General features: G+C 41.3%; 1 protein-coding gene. It reads left to right on the top strand.

From position 1 onward, the window contains the following. The first annotated feature begins 71 nt into the window (after nt 1-71). The gene (locus NPUN_RS43285; RefSeq protein WP_012409512.1) at nt 72-13,448 is read left to right on the top strand and encodes a non-ribosomal peptide synthetase; all 13,377 of its coding nucleotides are present in this window, start codon (nt 72-74) and stop codon (nt 13,446-13,448) included. Nucleotides 13,449-13,618: the final 170 nt, after the last annotated feature.

The raw sequence follows: 13,618 nt of genomic DNA, 5'->3' as shown, positions 1-13,618 counted from the left end.
CGCGAAATAAAATTCATATTCATACCATTCATCAATCAGTAACGCATCAATTCATATAGGAAAAGCTTTAAATGAGTGACTTATTAAAACAACTTGCAAATCTTTCTCCACAGAAACAACAATTGCTACTAAAGCAACTAAAACAACAACAAGAAGCTACACCTAAACAAATAATTCTTCGCAATCAAGAACTTAAATCTCTCCCCCTATCCTTTGCTCAACAGCGTTTATGGTTCCTCGACCAATTAGAGCCAAACGGTTCTGCTTATAATATACCCGGCGCAGTACGCCTCCAAGGTCAGCTAAATACAGTAGCGCTACAACAAAGCCTCAGCGAAATCATCCGTCGCCACGAAACCTTACGCGCTAACTTTATTACCCAAGATGGACAAGCAGTGCAAATTATCCGCCCTGTAGATTCTTGGACAATGACAGTAATAGACTTACAACATTTGCCAGCAAATCAGCAAGAAATTGAAACTCAAAAACTGGCAACAGCAGAAGCAAAGTACCAGTTTGACCTAGCTAGGGAATTTCTAATCCGGGCTTCATTGTTGACACTATCCGAGACAGAACATGTATTACTGTTCTGTATGCACCACATTATTTCTGATGGCTGGTCAATGGGTATCTTTATCCAAGAAACCGCAGAACTTTACACTGCTTTTTCTCAAGGTAAAGTCTCACCCTTACCAGAACTTGCCATTCAATATGTTGACTTTGCAGTGTGGCAGCGCCAATTTTTGCAAGGTGATGTTAAAGAATCTCAAATCAATTACTGGCGAAAACAACTCGCGCTAGCACCAGCTTTATTAGAATTACTTACTGACCGACCCCGGCCGAAAGTACAAACTATGTGGGGAGCGCATCAATTCTTCTTACTTCCTTTAGAATTAACCCAAGCCCTGGAATTACTGAGCCGTCAAGAAGGTGTGACGTTGTTTATGACGCTGTTAACAGCGTTTGACATCTTACTTTACCGTTATACAGGACAGACGGATATTTTAGTCGGTTCCCCTACTGCTAACCGTAATCGTAGTGAAATCGAAGGATTGATTGGTTTTTTTATCAACACTTTAGTCCTGCGTACTGATGTATCAGGTAATCCTAGTTTTCAAGAATTACTAAGGAAAGTCCAAAAAGTGACGGCGGCGGCTTATGCTCATCAAGATTTGCCGTTTGAACTGTTGGTAGAAGCATTACAACCAGTACGAGATTTAAGCCATACACCCCTATTTCAGGTGATGTTTGTGCTGAATAATGCTCCAATGACAGCAATGGAACTTCCTGGCTTAACTTTGAGTTCATTTACCGTCGAAAGCTCAACATCAGCGTTTGATTTAACTTTATCTATTCACAAGGCTGGGAATGGATTAGTAACATCCTGGGAATATAATACTGATTTGTTTGATGCTACTACCATTGAGCGAATGGCGAGTCATTTCCAAACCTTATTAGAGAATATTGTTTCTTATCCAAAAATGCCCGTTTCTCAATTGCCCTTGCTCACAACAGCAGAAGAGCAAAAATTATTGTTGGAATGGAATGATACGCAAAAAGACTATCCAGAAAACCTTTGCATTCATGAGTTATTTGAGAATCAAGTAAAACTGACTCCAGATGCAGTAGCAGTAGTGTTTGCAGACCAAAAACTTAGCTACCGCGAATTGAATAATCGAGCTAATCAACTAGGACACTACCTACAAAGTCTAGGTGTAGGCCCAGAGGTGTTAGTTGGTATTTGTGTGCAACGTTCCTTAGACATGGTGGTGGGAATGTTGGGGATTCTCAAAGCGGGTGGGGCTTATATACCTCTTGACCCTGATTATCCTCAAGAGCGACTAGCTTATATGTTGACAGATTCCCAAGTATCTGTATTGGTGACGCAACAGCAATTAGTTAAGGGACTACCAGAACATGGGGCGCAGGTGGTTAGTTTAGATAGCGATTGGCAAGCCTATGCTCATTTGAGTAATGATAATTGTATCAGCCAAGTAACATCAGCAAATCTTGCTTATGTAATTTATACATCAGGTTCTACAGGTCAACCCAAAGGAGTAATGATTCAACATTATTCCTTAGTAAATTTTATCCAAGCAGCAATAATTGAATATGGCATCAATTATTGTCAACGCATTTTACAATTTGCATCGATTAGTTTTGATGTCGCCGCCGAAGAAATTTATCCCTGTCTGAGTTGTGGTGCAACGCTAGTGCTACGCACCGATGAAATGCTAACTTCCATCAGTACATTTGTGCAAAGATGCCAAGATTGGGAACTCACAGTTTTAGATTTGCCGACAGCATACTGGCATCAACTAACTTCAGAATTAGCTAACAGCAATTTAAGATTACCCAATTCTATTCGCCTGGTAATTATTGGTGGAGAGCAAGCGCTACCAGCACAGTTAAAAATTTGGCAGGAGTATGTTGGCCAATACCCACAATTAATCAACGCTTACGGGCCTACAGAAACCACTGTTGAAGCAACAGTGTATAATTTGTCTAGTTTTGGGTCAAAAATATTCATTGGGCGATCGCTACAGAATGTGCAAACCTATTTACTAGACCAATATCTGCAACCAGTGCCAATTGGTGTACCTGGTGAGTTGCACATCGGTGGTGTTGGTTTAGCACGAGGCTACCTGAATCGACCTGATTTGACCCAAGAAAAATTTATTACTAATCCCTTTGATAAATCCGGGAGTCGTCTGTATAAAACTGGGGATTTAGCGCGTTATTCAGCTGATGGAAATATTGAGTATTTGGGACGCATCGACAACCAAGTAAAAATTCGCGGCTTCCGCATCGAATTGGGCGAGATAGAGGCAGTACTGAGCCAATACCCAAATGTGCAAGGAACTGTAGTCATAGCAAGAGAAGATATTCCCGGCGATACTTGTACTGAGCGACTCGTGCCGAGCGCAGCCGAGGTAAGTCGAAGTAAACGCTTAGTTGCTTATTTAGTATGCAATCAAGAACAAACACCAACTATTAGCGACTTACGGCAATTCCTCAAGGCAAAACTACCTGAGTATATGTTGCCTTCAGCGTTTGTGTTCTTAGAAGCCTTGCCTCTCACGCCTAACGGCAAAGTAGACCGTCGTGCCTTACCTGCTCCTGATTCACGTCCTGAACTAGAAGTTAACTTTATTGCCCCCAGAACTCCTACAGAAAAGATATTAGTCGATATTTGGGCAGAGGTTTTAGGAGTCAAACAAATAGGCATTCACGATAACTTCTTTGAACTCGGCGGCGATTCCATCCTCAGTTTGCAAATTATTGCCAGAGCTAATCAGGCGGGACTGAATTTAAGTCCCAAACAATTATTTGGGCATCAAACCATTGCCGAGTTAGCAGCAGTAGCGGGCACAACTAAAAACATCCAGGCAGAACAAGGTTTAGTCACAGGAACAGTGCCATTAACACCAATTCAACACTGGTTTTTTGAGCAAAATCAGCCTGAGCCGCACCATTTTAACCAATCAGTTCTGTTGACAGTACCATCAGACTTAGACCCAGAAATTTTAAAGCGCGTTTTGCAGCAATTGTTGCTACACCACGATACATTGCGTTTACGTTATATTCCAGGTGAATCTTGGAAACAAACTCACACTGTCCCGGATAAGATAGTACCTTTCTTGCAGATAGATTTATCTACAGTTACACAGACAGAACAAAAAAATGCTATTGAAGCTACTGCTTCTCAACTACAGGCTAGCTTAAATCTATCAACAGGACCGATTATCCGCGTTGCCTTATTGTCTCTGGGAATTGACCAACCAAGCCGATTACTAATTATTATTCACCACTTAGTGGTTGATGGAGTTTCTTGGCGGATTTTGTTAGATGACTTACAGACAGGTTATCAGCAACTTAGCCGTGGTGAAACGATTCAGCTACCCGCCAAAACAACATCTTTTCAATATTGGGCGCAACAACTGAGTGAATATGCACAATCAGAAGCTTTATCAGAAGAATTAGCTTGTTGGCAAAAACAATCTACAACACCAGTGTTGCGTTTACCAGTGGACTTTGAAAAAGGTGCTAACACTGCTGCATCTGCTGCCACTGTATCAGTATCATTGAATGATACACAAACCCAAGCATTATTACAAGAAGTACCAAAAGCTTACAACACTCAAATTAATGATATATTGTTAACCGCTTTAGTGCAGGTTGTGAGTAAATGGGCTGGTGCGAACTCCCTGCTGTTAGAGTTGGAAGGTCATGGGCGGGAAGACATTTTTGCAGATGTAGATTTATCACGTACTATCGGTTGGTTTACAACACTTTTCCCGGTGTTGTTAGAACTGGGAGTTACAGATAATCAAGGGGATGTTATTAAGTCAATTAAAGAGCAGTTGCGTCAGATTCCTCACAAGGGGATTGGCTATGGCTTGCTGCGCTATCTTGGCAAAGAAGCCACCAGTTTATCTACTCCTTCTCATCGAGCTGAGATTTGCTTCAATTATCTGGGACAATTCGATCAAGCTTTGAGTACATCTGGTAGTTTTCAATTAGCAACTGAATCTGCTGGGGCTAGTCAAAGTTTGTATAGTGATCGCAGTCATATACTAGAGATTAACGGATTAATTGTCGGCGGTCAATTGCAAATAAATTGGACATACAGCAACAATGTTCATCAACACACCACAATTGAAAATCTAGCTCAAGAGTTTATCCAGGCGTTGCAAGCATTAATAGCTCATTGTTTATCTCCTGAAGCTGGCGGTTACACTCCTACTGATTTTCCTTTAGCTCAACTCACCCAAAAGCAACTTGATGCAGAACTAGACAAAATAAAATATCAAAATCTCGAAGATATTTATCCACTCTCACCCATGCAAGAAGGAATGCTTTTTCATAGTGTGTATGAGCCAGAGTCAGGAGTATATTTTGAGCAGTTAAGTTGTACCTTAAAAGGCAACTTAGAATTACCAGCTTTTGAGCAAGCTTGGCAGCAAGTTATCGCTAGGCATTCAATTTTCCGCACAGCTTTTATTTGGGAAAATCATCACCAGCCCCTACAAGTAGTATATCGCCAGGTAAAATTACCTTTGGAAATTAACGACTGGCGTTTACTATCTCCTAGCGAACAGCAAGATAAGCTAGAAATTTTTATCAAATCTGAGCAGCAGCAAGGCTTTCAACTTTCACTTGCACCATTGATGCGTCTGAATCTGATTCAATTGAATGCAGATATATATCAATTCGTTTGGAGCCACCACCATTTATTGCTTGATGGCTGGTCATTACCTTTAGTTCTTAAGGAAGTATTCGAGTTTTACGAAGCCATTTGTCAAGGGAGAAATTTCAACGACAAACCGAGTCTTCCTTACAGGAACTACATCGCCTGGTTACAGAAACAGGATTTAGAACAAGCAAAAGTATTTTGGCAAGAAAAATTAAACGGGTTTAGTGTACCAACGCCGTTAACAGTTGAAATTCCATTAAGCAAGCGAACGAACCAGTCAAACTATAACACCCAGCAAATGCAGATTGGTGGGGATGCGATCGCAAACATCCAGACATTCACCAAGCAACATAAACTCACGCTCAACAACCTCATCCAAGGAGCATGGGCGCTATTGCTCTCCCGTTACAGTGGGCAAACAGATATCGTCTTTGGAGCGACTGTTTCTGGTCGTCCACCAGAGCTACTGGGGGTAGAATCAATGGTAGGATTATTTATCAACACCTTGCCAGTGCGAATAACTATTCCCGAAGACGTGGAAGTATTACCTTGGCTCAAAGAATTACAAGCACAACAAGTAGAATCTGAGCAATACTCTTATACTCCACTAGTAGAAATTCAAGGTTGGAGCGAAATACCAGGGGGAATGCCTCTATTTGAGAGCATTGTGGTATTTGAAAATTATCCAGTTGATGCTTCTATGCAAGAACAGGATAGCAACCTAGATATTTTTGATATTCACTGCATAGAACAAACAAATTATCCTCTCACACTCCTAGCTGCTCCCGGTTCGGAATTGTCCATCAGTATCAGTTATGACACTAGCCGCTTTGAAGTTGCCACCATAACCCGAATGCTAGGACATTTGCAGACAATAATTACTGCAATTGCAACCCAGCCAACTCAACGACTTTGGAAATTACCTCTACTGACAAAAACCGAGCAAAATCAATTACTCAAAGAATCCGAAAACACACAAATCAAAGAACTCCCAAATCAATGCATCCATGAGTTATTTGAATTGCAGGTAGAGCGTAGCCCAGATGCGATCGCAATTGTATATGAAAACGAGCAACTTACTTACCAAGAATTAAACACAAAAGCCAATCAACTAGCCCACCACTTGCGAAGTTTGGGTGTAAGTGCAGATATCTTAGTCGGTATTTGTGTCGAACGTTCCATAGAAATGCTTATCGGCATCTTAGGAATTCTCAAAGCCGGAGGAGCTTACGTACCGCTTGACCCCAATTACCCCCAAGAACGACTCAGCTTTACCCTAGCAGATTCCCAAGTCAAAGTATTAATAACCCAACAGCAACTACTGCCAAATCTTCCCGAAAATCAAGCGCAAATTTTGTGCATCGATAGCGATTGGGACTTCATCGCTCAATCAAGTGCAAACAACCCTCCAAGACTTACCACACCAGACAACCTCGCTTACATCATTTACACCTCTGGCTCTACAGGTAAACCCAAAGGTGTCTTAATTAATCACGCCAATATTGTGCGGCTATTTACTGCTACAGAAGAATGGTTTCACTTCAATCAAGACGATATATGGACGCTGTTCCACTCCTTCGCCTTTGACTTTTCAGTGTGGGAAATTTGGGGAGCATTAATCAAAGGTGGGCGATTAGTAATTGTACCCTACTGGATAAGTCGTTCTCCGGCTGACTTCTATCAATTACTTTGCAAACAACAAGTAACAGTCTTAAATCAAACACCTTCAGCCTTCGGGCAGTTGATACAAACTGAGGAACTTATAAAGACATCAGAAAGTTTAGCTCTGCGATGGGTAATCTTTGGCGGCGAAGCATTAGAACTTCAAAGCTTAAAACCGTGGTTTGAGCGCCACGGAGACAAATTGCCGCAGTTGGTGAATATGTATGGAATTACCGAAACCACCGTTCATGTAACTTATCGTCCCATCACCATCGCAGATTTGAGCAGCAATGCTGGCAGTGTGATTGGTTGTCCTATCCCAGATTTACAGGTATATATCTTAGATCAAAATAGGCAATTACTGCCGATGGGCGTTCCTGGGGAAATGTACGTGGGGGGTGCAGGGTTAGCCCGTGGTTATCTCAATCGAGAAGAGTTGACATCGAAAGTATTTGTTGCCCACCCCTTTAATGATGACCCAAATGCCCGATTGTACAAAACTGGGGATTTAGCCAGATATCTTGGCAATGGTGACTTAGAATATCTCGGACGCATCGACAACCAGGTGAAAATTCGCGGTTTCCGCATCGAATTGGGAGAAATTGAAGCCGCAATTAGTCAACATCCCGATGTTCAAGCAACTGTAGTTCTAGCTAGAGTTGATAACCCTGGTGATAAACGCTTAGTTGCTTACTTGGTACTCAATCAACAGCTTGCTATCAGCGTCAATGAGCTGCGGCAATTCCTGGGTTCAAAGCTACCCCAGTACATGATTCCGGCAGCCTTTGTGTTTTTGGATGTCTTACCACTGACATCTAACGGCAAAGTAGACCGCAGTGGCTTAAAAGCACCAGAATCAGGGCGGGAACTGGAAAACAGGTTTGTAGCTCCCCGAACACCGATAGAACAGATGCTTAGTAAAATTTGGGCAGAGGTGCTAGGAGTAGAACAAATAGGGATTCATGATAACTTCTTTGAACTCGGTGGCGATTCTATCCTCAGTCTACAAATTATTGCCAGAGCCAATCTCGCCGGAGTTCATTTAAGTCCCAAGCAGTTGTTTGAACATCAGACAATTGCTCTGTTAGCAGCAGTGGCAGGTACAACCAGAAAAATCCAAGCACAACAAGGTTTAGTCACAGGACTTGTACCCCTAACACCGATTCAACACTGGTTTTTTGAGCAAAATCAGCCCGAACCCCATCACTATAATCAATCAGTCCTGCTCTCAGTACCATCAGACCTAAAACCAGAACTCTTAAAGCGGGTCTTACAGCAATTACTGGTGCATCATGATGCACTACGCTTGCGGTTTACGCTAAAGGAAGAAAGTTGGCAGCAAGTAAACGCAGATTTTGAAGAAGCAGTGTCTTTGAGTGTGGTAGATTTATCCACCATTTCACCACAAGAGCAATTAGCAGCCTTGGAAAATATTGGCGGCGAACTCCAAGTCCAACTCAACCTCTCTACTGGGCCATTGTTCAAAGCATTACTGATTAAGTTTGGTACTAACCAATCTAGTCGATTACTGTTGATAATACATCACCTAGCTGTAGATGGTGTTTCGTGGCGAATATTATTAGATGATTTGCAGACAGGTTATCAGCAGCTAAGTCGTGGTGAAGCAATTGGGCTATCTACCAAAACCACATCCTATCAATATTGGGCGCAAAGGTTGAGTGAGTATGCAAAATCAGATGCACTTACAGAAGAACTCATATACTGGCTCAACTGTTCCCAAAAACCAGTTCTCCCGATACCTGTAGATTATGTGAATGGGTCGAATATTGTCACATCTGCACGGTTGGTGTCAGTATCATTGAATGCGCTAGAAACCCAAGCACTCTTACAAGAAGTCCCAAGAGTTTATAATACCCAAATTAATGATATATTGCTGACTGCTTTAGCGCAGGTTATCAGTAAATGGACTGGCTCTAACTTAGTGCGATTAAATTTGGAAGGACATGGGCGGGAAGACATTTTTGACGATGTAGATTTATCCCGAACTATTGGTTGGTTTACCACGATTTTCCCTGTGTTGTTAGAACTGGAAGCCACTGACAATTTAGGTAAGACATTAAAGTTAGTTAAAGAACAGTTGCGACATATTCCCCACAAAGGAATTGGTTATGGTGTACTGCGTTATCTGCATCCAAATAAGGAAATCACTACTCAATTACAGACATCTTTGCCAGCGCAGATTAGCTTCAACTATTTGGGACAATTTGACCAAGCTTTAGATACATCATCTGGATTTAAATTAGCTGATGAACCTGTGGGAGCAAGCCAAAGTTTGCAAAGTTGCCGAGTTCACTTATTAGATATTGGTGGATTAATTTCTGAAGGTCAACTGCAAATAGATTGGACTTATAGCAGCAATATCCATCAACAATCCACAGTTGAAAACCTGGCGAATGAGTTTATTCAAACATTGCAAGCATTAATAGCTCATTGTTTATCTCCTGATGCTGGGGGTTATACTCCTAGCGATTTCCCCTTAGCTAAGTTGACTCAAGCACAACTTGATGTCCAATTAAGCAAAATTAAATATCAAAATCTGGAAGATATTTATCCCCTGTCACCCATGCAACAAGGGATGCTGTTTCATAGTTTGTATGCCCCTGAATCGGGAGCGTATTTTGAGCAGTTGAGTTGTACATTCAAGGGCAACTTAAAAATCGAAAACTTTGAACAAGCTTGGCAGCAAGTGATAGACAGACATTCGGTATTCCGTACTGGGTTCATCTGGGAAAATCATCACCAGCCCCTCCAAGTAGTGTATCGTCAAGTGAAGCTACCTTTGGTAATTGATGATTGGCAAGAATTGTCTGCTCTTGAACAGCAAAATAAGTTAAATATTTTCTTAGAATCTGAAGCGCGGCGCGGTTTTCAACTTTCACTTGCCCCATTGATACGCCTGAATCTCATCCAATTGGATGCAGATAGATATCAATTTATTTGGAGTCATCATCATTTACTACTTGATGGCTGGTCTTTACCTTTGGTTCTTAAAGAAGTATTTGAGTTGTATGAGGCCATCTGTGAAGGGAAAAGTTTCCGTTTTGAACTGATCGCAGCTTACAAAAACTACATCGCCTGGTTACAGCAGCAGGATTTAGCAGAAGCACAGAGATTTTGGCAGCAAAAGCTTCAAGGTTTTACTGCGCCAACTCCTTTAATGGTGGATAAACCACTGACTAATCGCCAGCAACAATCTGGTTACAGCGAACAAGAAATTCATTTATCTGAGCCAGTTACAGCCGCTCTGCAAGCTTTTGCCAAAAACCATCAATTAACGCTCAACAATCTCGTGCAGGGAGCATGGTCGATTTTACTATCTCGTTATAGTGGGGAAACTGATGTAGTTTTTGGTGCTACTGTTTCCGGTCGCCCACCAGACTTGATGGGGGTGGAATCGATGGTGGGGCTGTTCATTAATACTTTGCCAGTAAGAGTGTCTGTCCCAGCAGAGATGAATTTGTTGCCTTGGTTGAAGGAATTACAGGCGCAACAGGTGGAGTGTGAGCAATACTCTTATACTCCACTGGTGGAAATTCAGGGTTGGAGTGAAGTACCACGGAGTATGCCTTTGTTTGAGAGCATAGTTGTATTTGAAAATTATCCTGTAGATGCTGCTGTGCAACAACAAAATGGCAGCTTGGATGTCTCTAATGTCCAAGCAGGTATGGAAATCACAGATTATCCTTTAACAGTGACATCTGTTCCTGGCTTACGATTACTTTTAAGTATTAACTACGACAGTAATCGCTTTGATGCTGATGCAATTACCCGGATGCTGGGACACTTCCAAACCTTACTCGAAGGAATGGCAGCAAATCAAGAACAGCAACTTTGGGAATTACCACTGCTGACAGCATCAGAACAACAGCAATTACTTTGGGAATGGAACGATACGCAAAAAGATTATCCGCAGAATCAATGTGTTCATGAGTTGTTTGCAGCGCAGGTAAAGCTGACTCCAGATGCCGTGGCAGTTGTCTTTGAAGACCAACAACTTACTTATCGGGAACTGAATCTACGAGCTAATCAACTAGCGCACTACCTACAGACTTTAGGTGTCAAACCAGACGTGCTAGTGGGAATTTGTGTGGAACGTTCTTTAGAGATGGTGGTAGGAATATTGGCAATTGTCAAAGCAGGTGGGGCTTATGTACCTCTTGACCCCAATTATCCCTCTGAGCGTCTGAGTTATATGTTGTTAGATTCTCAAGTTTCGGTACTGCTTACTCAACAGCGACTAATTGAGCAGCTACCGCAACATCAAGCAAAAGTGGTTTACTTAGATAGTGACTGGAGCTTAATCACTCAACATAGCGAGACTAATTTAGTCAATCATACTACCTCAAAAAATTTAGTTTATGTAATTTATACATCAGGGTCAACAGGTCAGCCCAAAGGAGTCATGGTCACTCATCAAAATCTAGTCAACGCATATTTAGCTTGGGAAGATGCTTACCAACTGCGAAGCTTGTGTACTAGTCATTTACAAATGGCCAGTTTCTCCTTTGATGTGTTTTCTGGGGATGTAGTGCGATCGCTTTGTTCTGGTGGTAAATTAGTTATCTGCCCACGGGAATTACTTTTAGAACCAGAAAAACTCTATCATTTAATGCAAATACAAAGCATTGATTGTGCAGAGTTTGTGCCAGCTGTACTCAGAAACTTGATTCAATATCTTGAGAGAACAGAGCAAGACCTGAGTTTTATGAAATTGTTAATAGTTGGTTCAGATAGCTGGTATATCAAGGACTATCAGCAGTTCCAGCGTTTTATTAGCAATGAAACTCGGTTGATTAATTCTTACGGAGTGACTGAAGCTACTATTGACAGTTCCTATTTTGAAACTGCCGCAGTCAGCTTGTTGAGCGATGGACTAGTCCCCATTGGAGAACCCTTTGCTAACACTCAAATTTACATCCTAGACCAGTACCAAAAGCCAGTACCAATTGGTATTTCTGGTGAACTGTACATTGGTGGTTCTGGTGTCTCTTGCGGTTATCTCAACCGCCCTGAATTGACACAAGAAAAATTTATTGCCAATCCCTTTAGCCAACAAGAGAGCGCACGTCTTTACAAAACAGGTGACTTAGCTCGATACTTAAGTGATGGCAATATTGAATACTTAGAGCGGAGCGATCGCCAAGTTAAACTTCGTGGCTTCCGCATTGAGTTAGGAGAAATCGAGGCAATACTGAGCCAACACCCACAGCTACAGGCAGTTACGGTCATAGTTAGAGAAGATATCAAGGGTGATAAACGCTTAGTTGCTTACTTTGTGCCATATCAAGAGCAGACACCCACAATTATTGAAATGCGAAGCTTTTTAAAGTCAAGTCTGCCTGATTATATGATTCCTTCGGCTTTCGTTCTCTTGGAGTTTTTGCCCCTGACTCCTAACGGCAAAATAGACCGTCGCGCTTTACCTGTACCTGATATAAATAGCCTAACTATAGACACTAGTTTTGTTCCACCTCTAGATATTGTTGAACAGCAACTAACACAAATCTGGTCAGAAATTCTAAATATCTATCCTATAGGGGTAAAGGATGACTTCTTTGACCTCGGTGGTCATTCGCTTCTAGCTGTCCAATTGATGGCTAAGATTGAACAGCAATTTGGTAAAGTTCTGCCTTTGGCAGTCCTCTTTCAAAACTCAACCATTGAAAATCTAGGAAGTATTCTTCGTCAGCCAATGGATACATTAAGTTGGTCGTCCTTAGTACCAATTCAGTCTAATGGTTATAAGCGACCTTTCTTCTGTATTCCTGGCGCTGGTGGCAATAGCATCTATTTATACAATCTAGCCCATCATTTAGGTCGAGATCAACCGTTTTACGCACTCCAGGCACTCGGTCTTGATGGGGAATCAACACCCCATACAAGTGTTGAAGAAATGGCAACACATTATATTCAAGCTATACAGTCCGTTCAAACCGAAGGCCCATATTTTTTGGGAGGTCATTCTTTAGGAGGCATGGTAGCTTTTGAAATGGCTTGCCAGTTACAAAAGCTAGGACATAAAGTAGCTCTACTTGCACTTTTGGACTGTGGTGCGCCAGAGAATATAGATAATATTGATACTGTTCAACAAAATGTTGAGATTGATGATGCTGATTGGCTAAACGAGATTGGCTTCTTATTTGAGCAATTCTATGGAAAAAGCTTAGAGATATCTTACGAAATTCTCCAGTCTTTGACACCAGATACACAATTACAATACTTCCAAGAGCGCTTACAAATGGCTAATCTACTACCTGCTGGTATTGGTATTAAACAACTTCGTGGTTTAATGCAAGTTTACAAGACTAATATGCAAATAGTTTATACAACGCAAAATATTTATGAAAATAAAATTACCTGCTTCATATCTAGCGAGACTGAAAATGTATCGTCTGAAAACTCTGAGAGTTTAGAAGATACAAGGTTGGATTGGGATAATTTTTCTACTAAACCATTGGACATATATGTTGTTCCAGGAAACCATGCAACAATGCTGAATGAACCCAATGTCCAGGTTTTAGCTGAAAAACTAAGAACTTGTATTGAGAATGCACAAGTAGTTAATTAAAGCTCGATATTGCACTACTCTAATTACCAAATGCAATGATATGCAAAATTAACATGAAATTTTCACGATCAATTAGAACAAGTAGTGCATAATTATCTTAAGAGATTTTTGCCCATTGAAAAACCACAACCCTACATAAATTAAACACTTTCTACAATTATTGGCTTCAT

Origin of the sequence: Nostoc punctiforme PCC 73102 (genome assembly GCF_000020025.1) — a bacterium.
GTDB lineage: Bacteria > Cyanobacteriota > Cyanobacteriia > Cyanobacteriales > Nostocaceae > Nostoc > Nostoc punctiforme.
This window is presented reverse-complemented; position numbering and strand designations above follow the sequence as displayed.